This window comes from Pseudomonas sp. NPDC087612 (assembly GCF_044743505.1).
Classification (GTDB): Bacteria; Pseudomonadota; Gammaproteobacteria; order Pseudomonadales; family Pseudomonadaceae; genus Aquipseudomonas.
Window position 1 is genome coordinate 227,530 of record NZ_JBIUWO010000005.1, and the last position, 20,015, is coordinate 247,544.

The 20,015-nt window shown below is 62.1% G+C and carries 24 protein-coding genes and 1 tRNA gene; 6 read left to right on the plus strand and 19 right to left on the minus strand.

The window, feature by feature from the left end:
- Window positions 1-9: 9 nt before the first annotated feature.
- The 5 genes from iscU to trmJ form a co-directional block, all read right to left on the minus strand.
- Window positions 10-396 (minus strand): Fe-S cluster assembly scaffold IscU, encoded by a 387-nt coding sequence (gene iscU, locus ACIOVF_RS12260; protein WP_002552476.1) that lies wholly within the window; start codon window positions 394-396, stop codon window positions 10-12.
- A gap of 46 nt (window positions 397-442) precedes the next feature.
- Complete coding sequence (locus tag ACIOVF_RS12265; protein WP_045196198.1) at window positions 443-1,657, minus strand: IscS subfamily cysteine desulfurase; 1,215 nt, start codon at window positions 1,655-1,657, stop codon at window positions 443-445.
- A 42-nt stretch (window positions 1,658-1,699) separates the two neighbouring features.
- On the minus strand, window positions 1,700-2,191 hold the full coding sequence (gene iscR, locus ACIOVF_RS12270) for a Fe-S cluster assembly transcriptional regulator IscR (protein WP_036993915.1): 492 nt from the start codon (window positions 2,189-2,191) through the stop codon (window positions 1,700-1,702).
- Between the two features lie 153 nt (window positions 2,192-2,344).
- Window positions 2,345-3,133 carry a serine O-acetyltransferase gene (gene cysE, locus ACIOVF_RS12275; protein ID WP_401289695.1) on the minus strand — a complete coding sequence of 263 codons (789 nt, stop codon included), beginning with the start codon at window positions 3,131-3,133 and terminating at the stop codon, window positions 2,345-2,347.
- Window positions 3,134-3,892, minus strand: coding sequence for a tRNA (cytosine(32)/uridine(32)-2'-O)-methyltransferase TrmJ (gene trmJ / locus ACIOVF_RS12280; protein ID WP_093388088.1), 759 nt, complete (start codon window positions 3,890-3,892; stop codon window positions 3,134-3,136).
- Window positions 3,893-4,037: 145 nt separating this feature from the next.
- Here trmJ and suhB point away from each other — a divergent pair, with 145 nt between their 5' ends.
- Window positions 4,038-4,856, plus strand: a complete 819-nt coding sequence (gene suhB, locus ACIOVF_RS12285; protein WP_010223469.1) for an inositol-phosphate phosphatase — start codon at window positions 4,038-4,040, stop codon at window positions 4,854-4,856.
- A 125-nt stretch (window positions 4,857-4,981) separates the two neighbouring features.
- Here the strand turns inward: suhB and ACIOVF_RS12290 are convergent, their stop codons facing one another.
- The 6 genes from ACIOVF_RS12290 to queA form a co-directional block, all read right to left on the minus strand.
- On the minus strand, window positions 4,982-5,530 hold the full coding sequence (locus ACIOVF_RS12290; protein ID WP_401289700.1) for a glycine zipper 2TM domain-containing protein: 549 nt from the start codon (window positions 5,528-5,530) through the stop codon (window positions 4,982-4,984).
- 120 nt (window positions 5,531-5,650) lie between these two features.
- A complete protein-coding gene (gene secF, locus ACIOVF_RS12295) occupies window positions 5,651-6,562 on the minus strand; it encodes a protein translocase subunit SecF (RefSeq protein WP_045196188.1) in 912 nt (303 codons plus the stop codon).
- Between the two features lie 9 nt (window positions 6,563-6,571).
- Window positions 6,572-8,437, minus strand: coding sequence for a protein translocase subunit SecD (gene secD / locus ACIOVF_RS12300; protein ID WP_045196186.1), 1,866 nt, complete (start codon window positions 8,435-8,437; stop codon window positions 6,572-6,574).
- 63 nt (window positions 8,438-8,500) lie between these two features.
- Window positions 8,501-8,836 carry a preprotein translocase subunit YajC gene (yajC, locus tag ACIOVF_RS12305; RefSeq protein ID WP_010223473.1) on the minus strand — a complete coding sequence of 112 codons (336 nt, stop codon included), beginning with the start codon at window positions 8,834-8,836 and terminating at the stop codon, window positions 8,501-8,503.
- Between the two features lie 47 nt (window positions 8,837-8,883).
- On the minus strand, window positions 8,884-9,999 hold the full coding sequence (tgt, locus tag ACIOVF_RS12310) for a tRNA guanosine(34) transglycosylase Tgt (protein ID WP_162195925.1): 1,116 nt from the start codon (window positions 9,997-9,999) through the stop codon (window positions 8,884-8,886).
- Window positions 10,000-10,013: 14 nt separating this feature from the next.
- Window positions 10,014-11,063, minus strand: coding sequence for a tRNA preQ1(34) S-adenosylmethionine ribosyltransferase-isomerase QueA (queA, locus tag ACIOVF_RS12315; RefSeq protein WP_123564392.1), 1,050 nt, complete (start codon window positions 11,061-11,063; stop codon window positions 10,014-10,016).
- A gap of 108 nt (window positions 11,064-11,171) precedes the next feature.
- Here queA and ACIOVF_RS12320 point away from each other — a divergent pair.
- Window positions 11,172-11,256, plus strand: a tRNA-Leu gene (locus ACIOVF_RS12320).
- A gap of 49 nt (window positions 11,257-11,305) precedes the next feature.
- Here ACIOVF_RS12320 and ACIOVF_RS12325 read toward each other — a convergent pair.
- Together ACIOVF_RS12325 and sodC are read right to left on the minus strand one after the other, a co-directional pair.
- On the minus strand, window positions 11,306-11,611 hold the full coding sequence (locus ACIOVF_RS12325) for a HigA family addiction module antitoxin (protein ID WP_045196588.1): 306 nt from the start codon (window positions 11,609-11,611) through the stop codon (window positions 11,306-11,308).
- A 72-nt stretch (window positions 11,612-11,683) separates the two neighbouring features.
- Window positions 11,684-12,196: a superoxide dismutase family protein gene (sodC, locus tag ACIOVF_RS12330; RefSeq protein ID WP_093388085.1), complete on the minus strand. Its 513-nt coding sequence runs from the start codon at window positions 12,194-12,196 to the stop codon at window positions 11,684-11,686.
- Window positions 12,197-12,334: 138 nt separating this feature from the next.
- On the opposite strand from sodC, the gene ACIOVF_RS12335 reads away from it, so the two are divergent.
- Entirely contained in the window at window positions 12,335-12,811 is a 477-nt protein-coding gene (locus ACIOVF_RS12335) for a GNAT family N-acetyltransferase (RefSeq protein WP_045196180.1), read from the plus strand.
- 135 nt (window positions 12,812-12,946) lie between these two features.
- Here ACIOVF_RS12335 and ACIOVF_RS12340 read toward each other — a convergent pair whose 3' ends face one another.
- Together ACIOVF_RS12340 and ACIOVF_RS12345 are read right to left on the minus strand one after the other, a co-directional pair.
- Window positions 12,947-13,246, minus strand: a complete 300-nt coding sequence (locus tag ACIOVF_RS12340; RefSeq protein ID WP_045196178.1) for an addiction module antidote protein — start codon at window positions 13,244-13,246, stop codon at window positions 12,947-12,949.
- Between the two features lies 1 nt (window position 13,247).
- The gene (locus tag ACIOVF_RS12345) at window positions 13,248-13,541 is read right to left on the minus strand and encodes a type II toxin-antitoxin system RelE/ParE family toxin (RefSeq protein ID WP_045196177.1); all 294 of its coding nucleotides are present in this window, start codon (window positions 13,539-13,541) and stop codon (window positions 13,248-13,250) included.
- Between the two features lie 304 nt (window positions 13,542-13,845).
- Between ACIOVF_RS12345 and ACIOVF_RS12350 the strand changes: the two genes are divergently transcribed.
- Window positions 13,846-14,511, plus strand: a complete 666-nt coding sequence (locus ACIOVF_RS12350) for a hypothetical protein (RefSeq protein ID WP_045196175.1) — start codon at window positions 13,846-13,848, stop codon at window positions 14,509-14,511.
- Window positions 14,512-14,525: 14 nt separating this feature from the next.
- On the opposite strand, the gene phnE is transcribed toward ACIOVF_RS12350, so the two are convergent.
- From phnE to ACIOVF_RS12370, 4 genes are read right to left on the minus strand one after another with little or no spacing between them, the layout of a single operon-like run.
- Window positions 14,526-15,293, minus strand: coding sequence for a phosphonate ABC transporter, permease protein PhnE (phnE, locus tag ACIOVF_RS12355; RefSeq protein ID WP_045196173.1), 768 nt, complete (start codon window positions 15,291-15,293; stop codon window positions 14,526-14,528).
- Window positions 15,290-16,117 carry an ABC transporter permease gene (locus ACIOVF_RS12360; protein WP_045196171.1) on the minus strand — a complete coding sequence of 276 codons (828 nt, stop codon included), beginning with the start codon at window positions 16,115-16,117 and terminating at the stop codon, window positions 15,290-15,292. The genes phnE and ACIOVF_RS12360 overlap by 4 nt, the downstream gene beginning before the upstream one ends.
- Window positions 16,111-16,905, minus strand: coding sequence for a phosphonate ABC transporter ATP-binding protein (locus ACIOVF_RS12365; protein ID WP_045196169.1), 795 nt, complete (start codon window positions 16,903-16,905; stop codon window positions 16,111-16,113). The genes ACIOVF_RS12360 and ACIOVF_RS12365 overlap by 7 nt, the downstream gene beginning before the upstream one ends.
- Complete coding sequence (locus ACIOVF_RS12370) at window positions 16,902-17,756, minus strand: putative selenate ABC transporter substrate-binding protein (protein WP_401289710.1); 855 nt, start codon at window positions 17,754-17,756, stop codon at window positions 16,902-16,904. The genes ACIOVF_RS12365 and ACIOVF_RS12370 overlap by 4 nt, the downstream gene beginning before the upstream one ends.
- Before the next feature lie 121 nt (window positions 17,757-17,877).
- Between ACIOVF_RS12370 and selD the strand changes: the two genes are divergently transcribed.
- Together selD and mnmH are read left to right on the plus strand one after the other, a co-directional pair.
- Window positions 17,878-18,912: a selenide, water dikinase SelD gene (selD, locus tag ACIOVF_RS12375; RefSeq protein ID WP_045196165.1), complete on the plus strand. Its 1,035-nt coding sequence runs from the start codon at window positions 17,878-17,880 to the stop codon at window positions 18,910-18,912.
- Entirely contained in the window at window positions 18,912-20,015 is a 1,104-nt protein-coding gene (gene mnmH, locus ACIOVF_RS12380) for a tRNA 2-selenouridine(34) synthase MnmH (RefSeq protein ID WP_401289713.1), read from the plus strand. Before selD ends, mnmH begins: the two co-directional genes overlap by 1 nt.

Here is a 20,015-nt window from a genome sequence, read left to right on the forward strand (position 1 = left end):
CAGGCGACCTTAGAGCAAACCTTTCTTCTGCTTGTAATCGCGCACGGCCGCCTTGATGGCGTCCTCGGCGAGTACCGAGCAGTGGATTTTAACCGGCGGCAGCGCCAGTTCTTCGGCCAGCTGGGTGTTCTTGATGGTTTCCGCTTCGTCCAGGGTCTTGCCCTTCATCCACTCGGTAGCGAGGGAGCTGGAAGCGATGGCCGAACCGCAGCCGTAGGTCTTGAACTTGGCGTCTTCGATAACGCCCTGCTCGTTGACCTTGATCTGCAGGCGCATGACGTCGCCGCACGCCGGAGCGCCGACCATGCCGGTGCCGACATCCGGGTCCTCGGCATTCATCTTGCCGACGTTACGCGGGTTTTCGTAGTGGTCGATGACCTTTTCACTGTATGCCATGGTGCAATTCCTTCCTCATCAGAGAGCCGCTCTTGCCGGCGACTACTTAGTGCGCAGCCCACTCGATCTTGGAGATGTCGACGCCGTCTTTGTACATATCCCACAGCGGCGACAATTCGCGCAGCTTGGTTACGGCCTCGCAAACCTTCTGCGCGGCGTAGTCGATTTCTTCTTCGGTGGTGAAGCGACCGAAGGTAAAGCGGATCGAGCTGTGTGCCAGTTCGTCGTTGCGGCCCAGGGCACGCAGCACGTAGGACGGCTCGAGCGAAGCCGAAGTACAGGCCGAGCCGGACGAAACGGCCAGGTCCTTGAGCGCCATGATCAGCGACTCGCCTTCGACGTAGTTGAAGCTCAGGTTCAGGTTGTGCGGAATGCGCGCGGTCATGCTGCCGTTGATGTACAGCTCTTCGAGGCCTTCAACCTGCTTGTAGAAGCGGTCGCTCAGGGCCTTGATGCGCAGGTTCTCGCTGGCCATCAGCTCTTTGGCGATGGCGAAGGCTTCGCCCATGCCGACGATCTGGTGGGTGGCCAGGGTGCCCGAACGCATGCCGCGCTCGTGACCGCCGCCGTGCATGGTGGCTTCCAGGCGCACGCGAGGCTTGCGGCTGACGTACAGCGCGCCAATGCCTTTAGGGCCATAGGTCTTGTGCGCCGAGAACGACATCAGGTCGACCTTGAGCTTTTGCAGGTCGATCTCGACCTTGCCGGTGGACTGCGCGGCATCGACGTGGAACATGACGCCGCGGGCGCGGGTCAGCTCGCCAATGGCGGCGATGTCGTTGATGGTGCCGATTTCGTTGTTCACGTGCATGATCGACACCAGAATGGTGTCTTCACGCAGGGCAGCTTCAACCATGGCCGGCGTGATCAGGCCATCGGCGCCTGGCTCGATGTAGGTCACTTCAAAGCCTTCACGCTCCAGCTGACGAGTGCTGTCCAGGACAGCCTTGTGCTCGATCTTGGAGGTGATCAGGTGCTTGCCCTTGGTGCTGTAGAAGTGCGCGACGCCCTTGATTGCCAGGTTGTCGGACTCGGTGGCACCGCTGGTCCAGACAATTTCACGCGGATCGGCATTGACCAGGTCGGCGACCTGGCGACGGGCGTTCTCGACCGCTTCTTCGGCTTTCCAGCCAAAGACGTGGGAGCGCGACGCCGGGTTACCGAAGTTCCCGTCGACCAGCAGGCAGTCGCTCATCTTCTGGGCAACGCGTGGATCGACCGGGGTGGTCGCGGAGTAATCGAGGTAGATCGGCAACTTCATTGAATATCTCCTATCAGGCGGTCGCGCCGCGCGTCGAAACGGTCATTCGACGGCGGACGTCTCAATCTTGTCCAGCTGCGGTGCCCGGCCTGCGATACGACGCAGGTCCTGGCGCTGGGCGACTTCTTGTACCTCACGGCGAGTGACAAGGTCAGCCAGGCTGATGCCGCTGAGGAATTCGTGAATCTGCTGGCTGAGGTCGCACCACAGGTGGTGGGTCAGGCAGGTGTCGCCGGCGTGGCAATCACCCAGCCCCTGGCAGCGCGTGGCATCGACCGATTCGTTGACCGCGTCGATGACCTGGGCGACCTGAATGCTCTCCATGCTTCGCGACAGCTGGTAGCCGCCGCCAGGGCCGCGCACACTGGAAACCAGGCTGCTGCGGCGCAGCTTTGCAAACAGCTGCTCCAGATAAGAGAGGGAAATGCCTTGGCGCTCGGAAATGTCGGCCAGAGACACCGGCCCATTCTGCGCGTGCAACGCCAGGTCGAGCATGGCGGTCACGGCGTATCGGCCTTTTGTAGTCAGTCGCATGGCTAGTAGGTACCACGGGGTTACGGGATGGGAGCGAGTATGCTATTCCCGAGCATTTAAGTCAACTATAAGACCTAGTGCTTTAGTCGGGTTTACCGCAAGAGGGCGGCGGAATGATAGCAAACTAAGGGGCGCTTGCGCACGCCCCTTCTGTCAATGCGTCGACGCGTCGCTGCGGGCCTCATCCTTGATCTCGGCGAAGTCCTCTTCACGCAGTGCCGGCAGCTCCTTGGCGCAGTAGTCGCTGCCAAGATTCTTAAGCGCGCCGCACATGCCTTCCAGACGCCCGTCGACCGCCTGCAGGTGGTCAAGCAACTGACCAATGGCGCGGGCCACCGGGTCGGGCATGTCTTCGCTGACGCCATAGGCATCGAAGCCGATCTTCTCGGCCATGGCCTTGCGCCGGGCCTCGACCTCGGCATCGGCATCGGTCTTGACGATGATCCGCCCGGGGATACCCACCGCAGTCGCGCCGGCCGGTACCGCCTTGGTGACCACCGCGTTGGAACCGATCTTGGCCCCGGCGCCGACGGTGAACGGCCCCAGCACCTTGGCCCCGGCACCAACGACCACGCCGTCTTCCAGGGTCGGGTGGCGCTTGCCCTTGTTCCAGGTGGTGCCGCCCAGGGTCACGCCCTGGTACAGAGTGACGTCGTCGCCGATCTCGGCGGTTTCGCCGATGACGATGCCCATGCCGTGGTCAATGAAGAAGCGCCGCCCCACCTTGGCACCAGGGTGAATCTCGATCCCGGTCAGCCAGCGGCCAAAGTTCGACACCAGCCGCGCCAGCCACTTGCAGTCCCGTCGCCACAAGGCGTGCGCCGCACGATGCAGCCAGATCGCATGCATACCGGGGTAGCAGGTCAGCACCTCAAAGGCATTGCGCGCCGCCGGGTCACGGTGGAAAACGCTCTGGATATCTTCACGCAGACGCTCGAACATCTATTGATCCTTGCGCTTATGCGGCTCGCCACGGGCCGCTTTCTGGGTTTCGGTGAGAATGCCGCGCAAAATACTCATTTCCGAACGATCCACCGAGCTGCGCCCGTACAGGCGACGCAGGCGCGGCATCAGGTGCCTGGGCTTGAGCGGGTCGAGAAAGCCGATATCGACCAGGGTTTTTTCCAGGTGCTGGTAGAACAGCTCCATTTCATCCATGGTCGCCAGCTCGCTGCTGTCGACTACTTCCACCGGCGACGCCTGCCCTTCCTGCGCCAGCCAGGCCATGCGCACCTCATAGGCCAGCACCTGCACTGCGGCGCCGAGGTTCAGCGAACTGAAGTCCGGGTTCGAGGGGATGTGCACATGGAAATGGCAACGCTGCAGTTCTTCGTTGGTCAGGCCGGCGTGCTCACGGCCGAACACCAGGGCAATCTCTTCGCCCTGAACGGCATGCTCGATGACCTTGCTGGCGCACTCGCGCGGGTCGACCAGCGGCCAGGGGATGCGGCGCTCGCGGGCACTGGTACCGAACACCAGGTTGCAGCCGACCAGCGCCTCTTCAAGGGTGGCGACCACTTGTGCGCCGCCCAGCACATCATCGGCACCCGACGCACGGGCATCCGCCTCAGGCGAGGGAAAATGCTGCGGATCGACCAGCACCAAGCGCGACAAGCCCATGTTTTTCATGGCACGCGCAGCGCCGCCGATATTGCCGGGGTGGCTGGTATTGACCAGAACAACACGAATATTTTGCAGCAAGGCGAGCGCTCACAGACGTTGCGAAGGGGGAGCAAATCTTACAGAAGCGACCGACTTTACGCTACGAAAGCAAATGTCACCCTTCTTCGCGCAAAGTTTTCTGCTAGAATGTTCGGCTTTCTTTAACGACCCAGGTGAAACGTCCATGCAGCCCATGCTGAATATCGCGCTGCGCGCCGCCCGCAGCGCCAGTGAATTGATTTTCCGCTCCATCGAGCGCCTGGATAGCATCAAGGTTGATGAAAAAGACGCCAAGGATTACGTCTCCGAAGTCGATCGCGCCGCAGAGCAGAAAATCATCGATGCCCTGCGCAAGGCCTACCCGAACCACTCCATCTACGGCGAAGAGACCGGCCTGCATGCCGGTAGCGGCGAAGAAGGCAAGGACTACCTGTGGATCATCGACCCACTGGATGGCACCACCAACTTCCTGCGTGGCGTTCCGCACTTTGCTGTCAGCATTGCCTGCAAATACCGTGGCCGCCTTGAGCACGCCGTGGTGCTGGACCCTGTCCGCCAGGAAGAATTCACCGCCAGCCGTGGCCGTGGCGCCCAGCTGAACGGCCGCCGCCTGCGCGTCAGCCCTCGCACCAGCCTGGAAGGTGCCCTGCTGGGTACCGGCTTCCCGTTCCGCGACAACCAGATGGCTGACCTGGACAACTACCTGGGCATGTTCCGCGCCCTGGTTGGCCAGACCGCAGGCATCCGCCGCGCCGGTGCTGCCAGCCTGGACCTGGCCTACGTTGCCGCCGGTCGTTTCGATGCCTTCTGGGAATCGGGCCTGTCGGAATGGGACATGGCTGCAGGCGCCCTGCTGATCCAGGAAGCGGGCGGCCTGGTGAGCGACTTCACCGGTGGCCACGACTTCCTCGAGAAGGGTCACATCGTTGCTGGCAACACCAAGTGCTTCAAGGCCGTTCTGACTGCCATCCAGCCGCACCTGCCTGCTTCGATCAAACGCTAAGTACGATCGAGCACAAAAAAAGCACCCTTCGGGGTGCTTTTTTTGGCCTGTAGGAGCGGGCTTGCCCCGCGATAGCGATCTAACCGTTACACCGCATCGCGGGGCAAGCCCGCTCCTACAGTAGATTACTGGCCAGCCTGGGCCTGGCTCAGTACCAGCTTGCCTTCTTTATCCAGCGGAATTTGCGAACCCGGGTCACGCTCCATGCGCACTTGACCGACCTTGTCGCCGATCGAGTACTTCACATCATAGCCGACCACCTTCTCGCTCAGGTCGTTGACCGTGTTGCAGCGGGTTTGCGTGGTGGTGTAGGTATCACGCTCCTGCATGCCTTCCTGGACCTTGTTGCCGGCATAGCCGCCACCGACCGCACCGGCCACGGTCGCAATCTTCTTGCCGGTACCGCCACCGATCTGGTTACCCAGCAGGCCACCTGCCAGCGCACCGACCACGGTACCGGCAATCTGGTGTTGATCCTTGACCGGCGCCTGACGCGTCACAGTGACGTCCTTGCACACTTCACGGGGTGTCTTGACCGTCTGCTTGACCGGCTGCACCGCCAAAACTTCGGCGTATTCCGGCCCGCCCTTGACCAGGCTGTAGGTGGCAACAGCACCTCCGGCTGTTACACCGACAGCACCCAGAACCGCACCCACCAGCATCGATTTGTTCACCTGAACCTCCTGATCATACCTGCGGAACATTGCCCGCCTTCTCCCTGCCTTGGAGCATAAAAAAAGGCGCGAGTTCAACACTCGCGCCCTTTTGTACGACCAACAGTGCGGGAAATTCCCTTATGGACGGTCGTCCACACCTTCGGCTTTCACCGTCGGGATCAGGTCTTCACTGTTCAGGTTCAGCCAGATCAGCACCACGTTGGCGATGTAGATCGACGAGTAGGTACCGGCCATGACACCGATGAACAGCGCCAGGGAGAAGCCCCACAGGTTGTCGCCACCGAAGAACAGCAGCGCGGCAATCGCCAGCAAGGTCGACACCGAGGTCGCCACGGTCCGCAGCAGGGTCTGGGTGGTCGAGATGTTGATGTTCTCGATCAGCGAAGCCTTGCGCAGAACCCGGAAGTTCTCACGTACCCGGTCGAATACGACGATGGTGTCGTTGAGCGAGTAGCCAATGATCGCCAGCACCGCCGCCAGCACCGTCAGGTCGAAGGTGATCTGGAAGAACGAGAGGATACCCATGGTCACGACCACGTCGTGGATCAGCGACAGGATCGCACCCAGGGCGAACTTCCACTGAAAGCGGAAGGCCAGGTAGATCATGATGCCGCCCAGGGCCAGCAGCATGCCCAGGCCACCCTGGTCGCGCAGCTCTTCACCGACCTGCGGGCCAACGAACTCGACACGCTTGACCACCGCCGGGTTGTCGGTGCTGACCTTTTGCAGCGCCTCGGACACTCGGTTACCCAGTTGCGGATCATCGCCCGGCATACGCACCAGCAGGTCGGTGGTAGCACCGAAACTCTGCACCACGGCGTCCTGGAAGCCGGCCTTGACCAGTTCTTCACGGACCTCGCCAAGGTTGGCCGGACGCTCGTAGGTCAGCTCGATGAGCGTACCGCCGGTGAAGTCCAGACCAAAGTTGAGGCCTTTGTAGAACCAGCTGAACAGCGCCAGCACGGTCAGAAGCAGGGTGATGCCGAACGCAAGGTTGCGCACACCCATGAAGTTGATTGTACGTAACATGGCAGCCCCTTATACCCACAGCTTCTTGATATCACGCCCGCCGCAGGTCAGGTTGACCATTGCGCGGGTGACCATGACGGCCGTGAACATCGAGGTGAAAATCCCGAGGGACATGGTAACCGCGAAGCCCTTGACCGGGCCGGTACCCATGGCGAAGAGGATGCCGCCGACCAGCAAGGTGGTCAGGTTGGCGTCGACAATCGCCGTGTAGGCACGGTTGAAACCTTCGTGGATGGCGCGTTGCACCGACATGCCATTGGCCAGCTCTTCGCGGATCCGCGAGAAGATCAGCACGTTGGCGTCAACCGCCATACCCATGGTCAGGACGATACCGGCAATACCCGGCAGGGTCAGCGTTGCCCCCAGCAGCGACATCAGCGCCAGCAGCATGACCATGTTACCGGCCAGGGCGATGGTCGCGATCAGGCCGAAGAAGCGGTAGATGGCCATGATGAACAGCGAGACGAACAGCATGCCCCACAAGGATGCGTCGATACCCTTGGTGATGTTGTCGGCACCCAGGCTCGGGCCAATGGTGCGCTCTTCAGCAAAGTACATCGGCGCCGCCAGGCCACCAGCGCGCAGCAGCAGGGCCAGTTCCGACGACTCGCCCTGACCGTTCAGGCCAGTGATGCGGAACTGGCTGCCCAGTGGCGACTGGATGGTCGCCAGGCTGATGATCTTCTTCTCTTCGGTGAAAGTCTGTACAGCAACGTCTTTCTCGACGCCGTCGACCATCTGCTTGACGTAGCGCGTTGTTGGACGCTGCTCGATGAAGATCACCGCCATGCTGCGGCCGACGTTGCTACGGGTAGCGCGGCTCATCAGCTCGCCACCATGACCATCCAGACGGATGTTCACCTGCGGACGGCCCTGCTCGTCGAAGCTGGCCTGGGCGTCGGTCACCTGGTCACCGGTGATGATCAGGCCACGCTCAACCGCAGCCGAACGACCGCCTTCACGGAACTCGAAGGTTTCGGTGGTGGCTTTCGAGGCACCAGGCTCAGCACCCAGGCGGAATTCGAGGTTGGCGGTCTTGCCGAGAATACGCTTGGCTTCGGCGGTGTCCTGCACGCCTGGCAGCTCGACCACGATGCGGTTGGCACCTTGGCGCTGAACCAGTGGCTCGGCGACACCCAGCTCGTTGACACGGTTACGTACCGTGGTCAGGTTCTGCTTGATCGAGTATTCACGGATTTCCGCGACCTTGGCCGGAGTAATCGCCAGGCGCAGCACCGACAGGCCGTTGCGCTCGGTGGTGGTCAGCTCGAAATCGTTGAAATTCTTGCGGATCAGGCTACGGGCCTGTTCGCGGGATTCGTCATCGGAGAAGCCCAGCTGGATGCCGCCATCTTGTTGCGGCAGGCTGCGATAGCGCACGCGCTCTTTGCGCAGCAGGCTCTTGACTTCGCCTTCGTAGACTTTCAGGCGCGCCGACATGGCTTTGTCCATGTCTACTTCAAGCAGGAAGTGCACACCACCGGAAAGGTCCAGGCCCAGCTTCATCGGGCTTGCGCCCAGGTTGCGCAGCCATTGCGGGGTAGTCGGGGCCAGGTTGAGCGCTACTACATAGTCGTCGCCCAGTGCCTTGCGCACTACATCCTTGGCTGGCAGTTGGTCTTCCTGTTTGCTCAGGCGCACCAGGCCAACCTTGCCCTTCTCGCCCAGGCTCGCGGCCTTGACCTGGATACCGGACTCGTTGAGCGCCTTGCTCACGCGGTCCAGATCGGCCTGAGTGACCTGCAGTGCAGTACTGGCACCGCTGACCTGAACGGCCGGATCATCAGGGTAGAGGTTGGGAGCGGAATAAATAAAACCGATCGCCAGTACCACCAGGATCAGTGCGTATTTCCACAGAGGGTATTTGTTCAGCATCACGCCGCCCGTTCAAGACGCGGGGCGCCTTGCGCGCCCCGTCGATTGGTAAAAAACTGAAACTTAGATCGCTTTGAGCGTGCCTTTAGGCAGGGTCGCGGCTACGGCGCCCTTCTGGAACTTCAGCTCGACGTTGTCGGACACTTCCAGAACCACGAAGTCGTCGGCAACTTTGACGATCTTGCCGGCGATACCGCCGTTGGTGACAACTTCGTCACCTTTTTGCAGGTTGCTCAGCAGGTTTTTCTGCTCTTTGGCACGTTTGGCCTGCGGGCGCCAGATCATCAGGTAGAAGATGACCAGGAAACCGACCAGGAAAATCCACTCGAAGCCAGTACCGGCTGGGCCGGCGGCTGGGGCAGCTGCGTCCGCGTATGCGGCAGGGATCAGAAAGCTCATTTAGCACTCCAGTTGCAAATCAGTACTTGTTAGGGATCGACAGAACATCAGTCCAAGGGCGGCACAGGCAGCCCGCGCTTGGCGTAAAAGGCATCGACAAAGGCGGCCAATGTACCTTGTTGAATAGCCTCGCGTAAACCAGCCATCAAGCGCTGGTAATGACGCAAGTTATGGATCGTATTCAACATACTGCCCAACATTTCGCCGCATTTATCCAGATGATGCAGATACGCGCGGGAGAAGTTCTGGCAGGTATAGCAATCGCAGGTCGCGTCCAGGGGCGAATCATCATGGCGATGGAACGCGTTACGGATTTTCAGCACGCCGGTATCGACAAACAGATGGCCGTTGCGCGCGTTGCGCGTGGGCATCACGCAATCGAACATGTCGACGCCGCGGCGCACACCCTCAACGAGATCTTCCGGCTTGCCTACCCCCATAAGGTAACGAGGTTTGTCAGCCGGCATCCGCCCTGGCAGGTAGTCCAGGACCTTGATCATTTCGTGCTTGGGCTCGCCCACCGACAGGCCGCCGATGGCCAGGCCGTCGAAGCCGATCTTTTCCAGGCCTTCGAGCGAGCGCATGCGCAGGTTCTCGTGCATGCCACCCTGAACAATGCCGAACAGCGCCGCAGTGCTGTCGCCATGGGCGTTCTTCGAGCGCTGTGCCCAGCGCAGGGACAACTCCATGGACACCCGGGCGACGTCTTCATCGGCCGGGTACGGGGTGCACTCGTCGAAGATCATCACCACGTCCGAGCCCAGGTCACGCTGGACCTGCATCGACTCTTCCGGGCCCATGAACACCTTGGAGCCGTCGACCGGCGAGGCGAAGGTCACGCCCTCTTCGCGGATCTTGCGCATGGCGCCCAGGCTGAACACCTGGAAACCGCCAGAGTCGGTGAGGATCGGGCCCTGCCACTTCATGAAGTCGTGCAGGTCGCCGTGGGCCTTGATCACCTCGGTGCCCGGGCGCAGCCACAGGTGGAAGGTGTTGCCGAGGATCATGTGCGCGCCGATCGCCTCGATGTCGCGCGGCAGCATGCCCTTGACCGTGCCATAGGTGCCCACCGGCATGAACGCCGGGGTCTCGACCACGCCACGCGGGAAAGTCAGGCGGCCGCGACGGGCCTTGCCGTCAGTGGCGAGCAATTCGAAGGACATACGACAGGTGCGACTCATGCTTGATCCTCGGGGCCGCGTGGCGCCGGATTGCGGGTGATGAACATGGCATCACCGTAACTGAAGAAGCGGTACCCGTGTTCGACCGCCGCCGCATAGGCAGCCATGGTCTCGGGGTAACCGGCGAAGGCCGAAACCAGCATCAGCAGCGTGGATTCAGGCAAATGGAAGTTGGTCACCAGGGCATCGACCACATGGAACGGCCGGCCGGGGAAGATGAAGATATCGGTATCGCCACTGAAGGCCTTGAGCTCGCCATCACGGGCGGCGCTTTCCAGCGAACGCACGCTGGTGGTGCCCACGGCAACCACGCGCCCGCCACGGGCCCGGCAGGCAGCCACGGCGTCAACCACATCCTGGCCGACCTCCAGCCACTCTTTATGCATGTGGTGATCTTCGATGCGCTCGACCCGCACCGGCTGGAAGGTACCAGCACCTACATGCAAAGTGACAAAGGCGGTTTCCACACCCTTGGCGGCGATTTTGGCCAGCAGTTCTTCGTCGAAGTGCAGGCCGGCAGTTGGCGCGGCCACGGCGCCAGCGCGCTCGGCGTACACCGTCTGGTAGCGCTCGCGGTCGGCGCCTTCATCCGGACGGTCGATATACGGCGGCAGCGGCATGTGGCCAACGCGATCAAGCAGCGGCAGTACCTCTTCGGCAAAACGCAGCTCGAACAGCGCATCGTGACGGGCGAACATCTCGGCCTCGCCACCGCCATCGATGAGAATCTGCGTGCCAGGCTTGGGCGCCTTGCTCGAACGCACGTGGGCCAGTACCCGGTGGCTGTCGAGCACGCGCTCGACGAGGATTTCCAGCTTGCCGCCGCTGGCCTTCTGGCCGAACAGACGCGCCGGAATCACCCGGGTATTGTTGAACACCATCAGATCGCCCGGGCGCAGATGCTCGAGCAGGTCGGTGAACTGGCGATGCGCCAGTGCCCCGCTCGGCCCGTCCAGGGTCAACAGCCGGCTGCTATGGCGCTGCGCCAGCGGATGGCGAGCGATCAGGGAATCAGGGAGCTCAAAGGAGAAATCGGCGACGCGCATGATGGTGTTCGGTTCGACAGGGCCGGAAAGTTTAGCCGAAACCGTGAAAATTGACCATGAAAGCTGATTGACCAACGGTAGGCGCCTCTCTATACTTCGCCGCCACAAGCCCTGATGGCGGAATTGGTAGACGCGGCGGATTCAAAATCCGTTTTCGAAAGGAGTGGGAGTTCGAGTCTCCCTCGGGGCACCAAACGCAAAAAGAAACCGACCCCAGGGTCGGTTTTTTTGTGCCCGGCAATTCAAGCACAAGCCACCAGGCGCCGCACTTGCCGGTGGATCTCATCGCCGTGATTCAACTCGGCCGTGCGCAGGTCAAACGCCGTCTGCAGGTTGAGCCAGAACTCCGGCGTAGTGTCCAGGCAAGTGGCGAGGCGCAAGGCCATGTCTGCCGAAACGCCGCGACGCCGAGAAAGAACCGCATTTATCGCAGAGGCAGACACGCCCAACGCGCGAGCCAAAGCGGCGACACTAACACCCAACTCACTCTGAAAATCTTCGCGCAGGACTTCCCCTGGGTGTACCGGACGCATGGCGTTTTTGCAGATCATGATGCACCCCAGTGAAAGTCCGTTATTGCAACACGTGCAGGCCTAGCGCATTGCGCAGTGGATAGCCCTTTATTGCACCACCCCACACGCAATCCGCGCCCCACCACCACCCAACGCCTGCGGGTGATCGCTGTGGTTATCGCCGCCGCCATGCACCATCAGCGCATGGCCCTTGAACTCGTCGGCCTTCAGGCGTGGGGCCAGGACCGGGTAGCGGGCGGTGCCGTCGGCGCTGACATACAGGGCGGGCAAGTCGCCCTTGTGCCCGGCATCGTCGTACGGGCCCAGGTGTTTTTTACTCTGCTGCGGGTCCCAATGCCCGCCCGCAGAACCTGCCGGCGTGGTCTTGCCGTCGGCGGTGGCCGGTGCGCAGGAGGGGTTTTCGTGCAGGTGAAAGCCGTGTACGCCCGGCGGCAAGTCGCGCAGGTCAGGCGTGAGCAAAGTGCCGTACTTATTCTGCTCAAGGGTAATGGTACCGACCGGTTTGGCGCTGCCGTCGGCGCCCACCAGGGCCATTTCCACGGTCTGGGCCTGAGCCAGGCCCGCTGTTGCCAGGGCGGCGGTGAACAGAAGTGCTTTCATGATGTTGCTCCTTGTGGGTCGATGCAGCCGAAGGGCACCTTATCAAGGTGGACCCTGGCGCAGCGTGGGGATTCCATTACCAGCTTTGTCGAAGTGTGTAGGATCACTGTTCCCCTCATTTGCTGATCGAGTCGCGCCATGCAATTGACCCACCGCCCCGTCCAGCCTCAGGACATCGCTGCCATCTGCTGCTTCCCCCAAGGCCCTGACGAGCTGTTCTACATGTTCCCCAAAGCTGCGTACCCGCTGACACCCGCGCAATTGAGCGAGGCCATCGCCCAGCGCAGCGGCTCCACTGTGGTCGAGGGCGACGGGACGGTGCTGGCCTTTGCCAACTTCTACAAGGCCGAGCACGGCGGCGTGTGCGCCCTCGGCAATGTGGTGGTGGCCCCCGCCGCGCGCGGTCATGGCGTGGCGCGTTTTCTGGTGCAGAGCATGATCGAGCTGGCTCGCAGCCAGTTCGAAGCGCGCGAGGTGCAGGTGTCGTGTTTCAACAGCAATGCCGCCGGGCTGCTGCTTTATCCACAGCTGGGCTTTGAGCCTTTTGCCATCGAGGAGCGCCAGGGCCCTGGCAATACGCGGGTGGCGCTGGTGCAGATGAAGCAGGCGCTGTAGCCGATCGAGCACCAGATTCAGATGGATGCGATTTGTGAAACCATTGAAAGAAATCTGGAGTCGATGCAGCGAGATGCGCAGCGTGGGGAGCTGGTTGGCGAATCTGCCCACTAACCCGAGTGGAGTACGAGCGGCTCAGAGCCTCGAGGAAGTGTGAGGATGAGCCAGAAGATCAATCCCTAACGCTCGAATGACCTTCAGTACAGTATCAAAACGAGGCTTCGCACCCGGGGTTAATGCCTTGTACAGACTCTCGCGCCCCAACCCACTTGCGCTTGCAATCTGACTCATGCCGCGCGCCTTGGCGATATGGCCAAGGGCACGTATCAGTTCGTCATGATCTCCATCCGCCAGAACTTGGGAAAGGTACTCGCTGATAGCTTCATCACTATCGAGCAAGGCTGCCATATCAAAGGTGGTGAGTGACAAGCTCATATCAGATTTCCTTGGCCAACTTCCTGGCTAGTTGGATATCAGCAGATTGAGATGACTTGTCACCCCCTGCCAACAAAACAATGACCATCCCGTCCCGAACCGTGAAGTACACCCGATAACCCGCACCCACATCGATGCGCATCTCGGAAACCTGGCCACCGACGGACTTCACATCCCCCAGGTTTCCTGCCGTTGCACGCTCTATTCGCCGTGCGATGGCCAACCTTGCACGGAGGTCGCGCACAGAAACTAACCACGAGGTAAATCTGGGTGTCTGCAAAACACTATATTTCAAGGCTCACACCAATGTATCCCTTTGGATACAAACAAGCAATCAGCAATCCACACCTCTCATCACCTGGCCAGAAGTTTGGTCCGGGTATGCAGATGCCTGAAGATCGCACAATGACACTAAGAGAGAGGTGGCTGGGTACGGCTGCTTCGCTGTTTCGCGTAGCCCATTTCTCAAGCGCAACCCTCGTCTGTGCCCGGGGCCACTGATTACGAGCGCTCCCTAAGAACGCACCAACCAAAACCCAGTGATGATTTCCCCGGCGCGGCCGTTATCCTCATGGTAAGCCCCTGCCCATGAGGTAACGATGTTTCAACAATGGAGCGAAATGCTGCAGCTCTACAAACGCAGCCGTCCGAACTATTGGCACGCCATCCGCAACAATCCGCTGGCCCCGCACCTGTTGCCGACCTGGCTGGTGGTGCTGGCAACCGTCCTGGTGGTCAGCGCCTCGTTCAGCGTGCAACAGCACCCCCTAGGCCCGGTCACGGTGATGCTCAGCACCAGCCTGTGCATGTGGGCGATGTTGCTGGCCCGTGAGTACTTTGTCGCCGAGCAGTTCAAAAGGCTGTATCAACGCCATGCCATCGCCAGCCAGCCGCTGCTGCAGCGCGACAGCTACCTGCGCTACGCGCATTTCCTGCAGATGCTTGAGCAGAACGCTGTCAGTGCAGCCCAGGCTGGCGAGATCGCGGCGTTTGCGAAGATCTCCGAAAACCCGCCCAAGTCGTTGAACCTGACCCAGAACGCGATGTTCGTGGCGATCATCACCTTCCTCGCCACCATCGCCGCCGAGAAGGCCAAGCTCACCGAGCTGTGGGCGTTCGGCAAAGGCAACCTGGTCATCCTGTTGACCTTCGCCGTGTTGCTGGTGCTGTGGTTCGGCTTGATGGTGGTGCGTGATCACCTGCACTACAAGGAGCGGATCATCCGCTACCTGGAATGGGCCAGCCATGATCTGCCCAAGCCCTGATCATCCTGCGGCTTTCAAGCCCGCACAAAGCGCTGCCGGAGCACATCGCTCAAGGCATCGACCAGCAGCACCAGCACCAGCATGGCGATGATCACCGTGCTGGCCCGGGCTTCCTGGAACAGGCTCAGGGTGGTGTAGAGCATCTGCCCCAGGCCGCCGGCACCGACAAAGCCCAGCACGCTGGCCATGCGGATGTTGTTTTCCCAGCGGTACAGGCTGTAGGCAAGCATCTGCGGCCAGAGGTTAGGCAAGGTGCCGAAGCAGAATGCAGTGACCTGGCTGCCGCCTTGCAGACGAATGGCCGCAGCCGGCTCTGGCGGGGCGTTTTCCAGTGCCTCGGCGAACAGCCGGCCGAGAACACCTGAGGTGTGCAAGGCCAGGGCCAGGGTCCCGGCATTGGGCCCAAGGCCCGCGGCCAGGACGGTCAAGGCCGCCCACACCAGCTCTGGTATCGCGCGCAGGGCGTTAAGCAGCAGGCGCGCAACGCCTTGCAGCGGCCAGCCGAACCGCCCGGCGGCCGGCAAGGCCAGCATCAGCCCGAGCACCACCGCTAGCAAAGTACCCAGGCCCGACATGGCCAGGGTTTCCAATGCGCCCTTGGCGACCGCCCGCAGGTGCTCGGGGCTCAGCTCGGGGCTGAGGAAGCGCAGCGCATAAGCGCCCATCTGCCCTAACCCGCCGTTGCCAAACAGCGCCTGCAGATCAAGGCTCAAGTAAGCGAACGAAGCTGCCACCGCCGCCACCAGTGCCAGCACCAGCGCGGTATTGATCAGCACTCTCATGCCAACCTCCCGCGCAGCAGGCGGCTGAGCTGGTCGGCCAGCCATACCAGCAACAGAAATGTCAGCAGCATGCTCGCCACCTCGGCGCCGGCGAACATGCGCATGGAGAGGTCGATCTGCTGGCCGAGCCCCCCTGCACCGACAAAACCCATCACCACCGAGGCACGGATCGCACACTCCCAGCGGTACACCGTATAAGACACCAGCTCCGCCGCCGCAGTCGGCAGGATGCCGTAGCAGAACGCGCTCAAGCGGCTGCTGCCGGTCTGCAACAAGGCATGCGCCGGGCGCTGGTCGATCGATTCGAAAATCTCGGCATAGACCTTGCCAAGCATGCCGCTGTAGGTGATGGCGATGGCCAGCACCCCGGCGGTCGGGCCCAGGCCCACGGCACGCACGAACAGCAGCGCCCAAACGATCTCCGGCACGCTGCGCAAAAAGATCAACAGGCCGCGCACCGGCAGACGCAGGGTCCGCGACCAGAATCCCAGGCGACCGCCACGGGAAGCGGCGCGCAACGACAGCGCCCGGCTGGCCAGCAGGCTGGCCGGGATCGCCAGCAGCAACGCCAGGGTCATGCCGGCGGTGGCTACGGCCAGGGTTTGCAAGGTGGCCTCAAGCAGCAGCCGAAGAAAGTCCGCTTCATGGGCTGGCGGCCAGAAGGCGCTGACAAAATTACCCATCTCCCGGCGGTTATCGGCCTGCAGAAGCACCCCAGGGTTGAGCTCGCTGAGGCGGATACCCGGCCACAGCAAGGCTATCGCCAGCAGCGCCAACAATAGCCTGGGCAACGCCGCCGGGTCACGGCGATCGGCCTTCAGCATCGGGGAATCTGCAGGTTCAAGGCCGGCAGCGGTAACGCCGGCGGCAGCAGTTGCTCGTTGGCATACAAGGCATCGAGCATGGCGCTGGACACCTCGCTCGCCGGGCGGTCAAAGACGATGCGCCCCTCGCGAATACCGATAACCCGCGCAAAATGCGCCAGCGCCAGCTCTACCGCATGCAGGCTGGCGATCAGGGTCACGCGGCGTTCGCTGGCATGCTGGTTGAGGGTTTTCAGGCTGTGTTCGGCGAGCACCGGGTCCATCGCCGAGACCGGTTCGTCAGCCAGCAAAATCTGCGGTTGCTGGTACAACGCGCGGGCAATGCCGACCCGCTGCAACTGGCCACCGGACAATTGCCCGCACTGGACAAAAATCTTCTCGGCCATGCCAAGGGTCGTCAGCACCTCGCGCACACCGGCGACATCCGTCGGGTGCAGCAGGTTGAGCAGCCCGCGCAAGGTGCTCCACTGTCCCAGGCGCCCGGCCAGTACTGCGGTTACCACCCGCTGGCGTGGTGGCAACGGCGGCGTCTGGTGGATCAGGGCGATACGCGCGCGCAGGCGCTGAAGCGCAGCGGCCGACAAGCGCCAGGGCGTCACGCCGAGCAGCTCTACGTTGCCGGTACTGGGCGCGATGGCCGTGCCCAGCAGTTGCAGCAAGCTCGACTTGCCCGCGCCCGACGGGCCGATGATCGCCACCCGCTCGCCGACGCCAACCTGCAGGTCAATGCCGTGCAGCGCCTGGACCTGGCCGTGGCGCAGGCTGGCGCCGCGCAAACGGATGGTCATTTCAGCAAGTCGGCGGCGCGCGCGGCCTCTTCGATGCCCTTGTAGTTATCCGGGCTGGTTTCGATGAAGCGGCTCGCAGCCTGTAGGTCGAGGATGACTTTGTCGTCAGGTTTGGCCGGATCAAGGTCGAGGAAGGCCTGCTTGATCCTGACTTTGAGTGCCGGCTCGAGGCTGCCGCGCACGGTCCAGTTGTAGTCGTAGTAGCTTGGGGTGGTGGCGAACACCTTGACCTTATTGGTATCGACCTTGCCTGCGGCCACCAATTTGTCCCAGACGCTGGCGTTGAGCACGCCGGCGTCGACCTTGCCGGCCTGGACCCAGGCGGCAGTGGCGTCGTGGGCACCGGAATAGGCAACGCGGCTGAAGTAACTCTCCGGCTTGATGTTGTCATTCTTGAGCATGAAGTAGCGCGGCATCAGGCTGCCCGAGGTGGACGAAACAGAACCGAAGGCAAAGGTCTTGCCCTTGAGGTCGGCAAGGCTCTTCACATCAGGATTGGCAGTGATGAATTTGCTGGTGAACTTGGCATCCTGTTCGCGCTGCACCAAAGGCGTGGCGGTCGGGTCCTTGAGATGTACCTGGACGAACGTAAAGCCGCCGAGCCAGGCCAGATCCAGGCGATCGGTGGCCAGCGCCTCGACCACCGCCGGGTAGTCGGCCACCGGCACAAACTGGACCTTCATCCCCAGCTTCTGCTCCAGGTACTCGCCCAATGGCTTGAACTTGCGCAGCAGTTCGGTCGGCGCTTCGTCAGGGATGGCACTGACTCGCAGTGTGTCGGCCGCCATGGCCAGGTAGGACGAGCACGACAATACCAGGCCGGCAAACAGCGCCAGGGGACGTTTGAGCATGGGGATTCTCCGGTTCAATAGCGGGGAAAGGGCCACACGGGCCACCCCGGAAATTATAAGAGGCATCGGCGTAAAGACCAGCTTTGCTACACTCGGGCCTTCACCAATTTTCGAGGTGCGTATGAGCGAGCCGATTCGCCTGACCCAGTACAGCCATGGCGCCGGCTGTGGCTGCAAGATCTCTCCGAAGATGCTCGAGGTGATCCTCGCCGAAAGCGGCACCCAGGCCCTGGACCCCAAGCTCTGGGTCGGCAACGCCTCGCGCGACGACGCAGCCGTCTACGCCCTCGATGACGAACGCGGCGTGGTTTCGACCACTGACTTTTTCATGCCCATCGTCGATGACCCGTATGACTTTGGCCGCATCGCCGCCACCAACGCCATCAGCGACATCTACGCCATGGGCGGTGACCCGCTGATGGCCATCGCCATTCTTGGCTGGCCGGTCAACGTGCTGGCCCCGGAAGTGGCCCGTGAAGTGATCCGTGGCGGCCGCGCCGTCTGCGCCGAGGCCGGTATTCCACTCGCCGGGGGCCACTCCATCGATGCCCCCGAGCCGATCTTCGGCCTGGCCGTGACCGGCGTGGTGCAAAAGCGCCACATGAAGCGCAACGATACCGCCACCGTCGGTTGTCGCCTGTACCTGACCAAGCCGCTGGGCATCGGTATCCTCACCACCGCCGAGAAAAAAGCCAAGCTGCGCGACCAGGACAAGGGCCTGGCCCGCGACTGGATGTGCACCTTGAACACCCCGGGCAGCCGCTTCGGCAAGCTGGCCGGGGTCAAGGCCATGACCGACGTCACCGGCTTCGGCCTGCTCGGCCACCTGGTGGAACTGGCCGACGGCAGCGGCCTCAGCGCCCGCCTGAACTACAGCGCGGTGCCCCGCCTGCCGAGCGTTGAGCACTACCTGAGTGAGGGCTGCGTCCCGGGCGGCACCCTGCGCAACTTCGACAGCTATGGCGAAAAAATCGCCGCGCTGAGCGACGAGCAAAAGCACTTACTGTGCGACCCGCAAACCAGCGGCGGCCTGCTGGTGGCGGTGGCGCCAGAGGGTGAAGCGGAGTTTCTCGCCGTGGCCGGCGAACTGGGCCTGAACCTGGCGCCAATCGGCGAGCTGGTCGAGCGACAGAGCCATGCAGTTGAGGTGCTTTGATGCGCGACAACTGCACCGACTACCGCCAGCTGTTTCTTAACGATGTAGCCATGATGGACATGCGCGCCCCGGTCGAGTTCAGCAAGGGCGCCTTCCCCCACGTAATCAACCTGCCGCTGATGAACGACCTTGAACGGCAGAAGGTCGGCACCTGCTACAAGCAGCAGGGCCAGCAGGCCGCCATCGCCCTCGGCCATCAACTGGTCAGCGGCCCGCTCAAGGACCAACGCATTGCCGCCTGGGCGGCCTTCGCCCGGGCCAACCCCGAGGGTTACCTCTACTGCTTTCGCGGCGGCCTGCGCTCGCAGATCGCCCAGCAGTGGCTCAAGTCTGAAGCCGGCATCCACTACCCCAAGGTGGTCGGCGGCTACAAGGCGATGCGCAACTTCCTGCTGCATACCACCCAGCAAGCGGTAACCGACTGTGACTTCGTGCTGATCGGCGGCCTCACCGGCACCGGCAAGACCGAGGTGCTGCAAACGCTGGACAATGCGCTTGATCTGGAAGGCCACGCCAATCACCGCGGCTCAAGCTTCGGCAAACGCGCTACCGGCCAGCCGGCGCAGATCGACTTCGAGAACCAGCTGGCCATCGACGTACTGAAAAAACGCGCACGCGGCGTCGAGCAATTTGTACTCGAAGATGAAGGCCGCATCGTCGGCAGTTGCACCCTGCCGCTGGAGCTTTACCAGGGCATGCAGCACTACCCGCTGGTGTGGCTGGAAGACAGCTTTGACAACCGGGTCGAGCGGATTCTGCGCGATTACGTGATCGACCTGAGCGCCGAGTTCGTTGCCTTGCACGGGGATGAAAACGGCCTGACGCAGTTTGCCGAACGCCTGACCCAAAGCATGGCCAACATCCTCAAGCGCCTCGGCGGCGAGCGTTATCAGCGGTTGTCGGCGTTACTCGAGCAAGCGCTGCAAGAGCAGCTTCACACGGGTGAGGTGGACCTGCACCGAGCCTGGATCAGCGGCCTGCTCAACGAGTACTACGACCCGATGTACGCCTACCAGCGCCAGAGCAAGGCCGAGCGTATCGAGTTTGCCGGCGACCAGCGCGAAGTGCGCGAGTACCTGCGTGCTCGCGCCACCCGGCGCTGA

Excerpts from the sequence above, each read along its gene's own strand:
- iscU (WP_002552476.1), bottom strand. The coding sequence starts at position 396 with ATGGCATACAGTGAAAAGGTCATCGACCACTACGAAAACCCGCGTAAC.
- ACIOVF_RS12265 (WP_045196198.1), bottom strand. The coding sequence starts at position 1,657 with ATGAAGTTGCCGATCTACCTCGATTACTCCGCGACCACCCCGGTCGAT.
- iscR (WP_036993915.1), bottom strand. The coding sequence starts at position 2,191 with ATGCGACTGACTACAAAAGGCCGATACGCCGTGACCGCCATGCTCGAC.
- cysE (WP_401289695.1), bottom strand. The coding sequence starts at position 3,133 with ATGTTCGAGCGTCTGCGTGAAGATATCCAGAGCGTTTTCCACCGTGAC.
- suhB (WP_010223469.1), top strand. The coding sequence starts at position 4,038 with ATGCAGCCCATGCTGAATATCGCGCTGCGCGCCGCCCGCAGCGCCAGT.
- secF (WP_045196188.1), bottom strand. The coding sequence starts at position 6,562 with ATGTTACGTACAATCAACTTCATGGGTGTGCGCAACCTTGCGTTCGGC.
- secD (WP_045196186.1), bottom strand. The coding sequence starts at position 8,437 with ATGCTGAACAAATACCCTCTGTGGAAATACGCACTGATCCTGGTGGTA.
- yajC (WP_010223473.1), bottom strand. The coding sequence starts at position 8,836 with ATGAGCTTTCTGATCCCTGCCGCATACGCGGACGCAGCTGCCCCAGCC.
- tgt (WP_162195925.1), bottom strand. The coding sequence starts at position 9,999 with ATGTCCTTCGAATTGCTCGCCACTGACGGCAAGGCCCGTCGCGGCCGC.
- queA (WP_123564392.1), bottom strand. The coding sequence starts at position 11,063 with ATGCGCGTCGCCGATTTCTCCTTTGAGCTCCCTGATTCCCTGATCGCT.
- sodC (WP_093388085.1), bottom strand. The coding sequence starts at position 12,196 with ATGAAAGCACTTCTGTTCACCGCCGCCCTGGCAACAGCGGGCCTGGCT.
- ACIOVF_RS12335 (WP_045196180.1), top strand. The coding sequence starts at position 12,335 with ATGCAATTGACCCACCGCCCCGTCCAGCCTCAGGACATCGCTGCCATC.
- ACIOVF_RS12340 (WP_045196178.1), bottom strand. The coding sequence starts at position 13,246 with ATGAGCTTGTCACTCACCACCTTTGATATGGCAGCCTTGCTCGATAGT.
- ACIOVF_RS12350 (WP_045196175.1), top strand. The coding sequence starts at position 13,846 with ATGTTTCAACAATGGAGCGAAATGCTGCAGCTCTACAAACGCAGCCGT.
- phnE (WP_045196173.1), bottom strand. The coding sequence starts at position 15,293 with ATGAGAGTGCTGATCAATACCGCGCTGGTGCTGGCACTGGTGGCGGCG.
- ACIOVF_RS12360 (WP_045196171.1), bottom strand. The coding sequence starts at position 16,117 with ATGCTGAAGGCCGATCGCCGTGACCCGGCGGCGTTGCCCAGGCTATTG.
- ACIOVF_RS12365 (WP_045196169.1), bottom strand. The coding sequence starts at position 16,905 with ATGACCATCCGTTTGCGCGGCGCCAGCCTGCGCCACGGCCAGGTCCAG.
- ACIOVF_RS12370 (WP_401289710.1), bottom strand. The coding sequence starts at position 17,756 with ATGCTCAAACGTCCCCTGGCGCTGTTTGCCGGCCTGGTATTGTCGTGC.
- selD (WP_045196165.1), top strand. The coding sequence starts at position 17,878 with ATGAGCGAGCCGATTCGCCTGACCCAGTACAGCCATGGCGCCGGCTGT.
- mnmH (WP_401289713.1), top strand. The coding sequence starts at position 18,912 with ATGCGCGACAACTGCACCGACTACCGCCAGCTGTTTCTTAACGATGTA.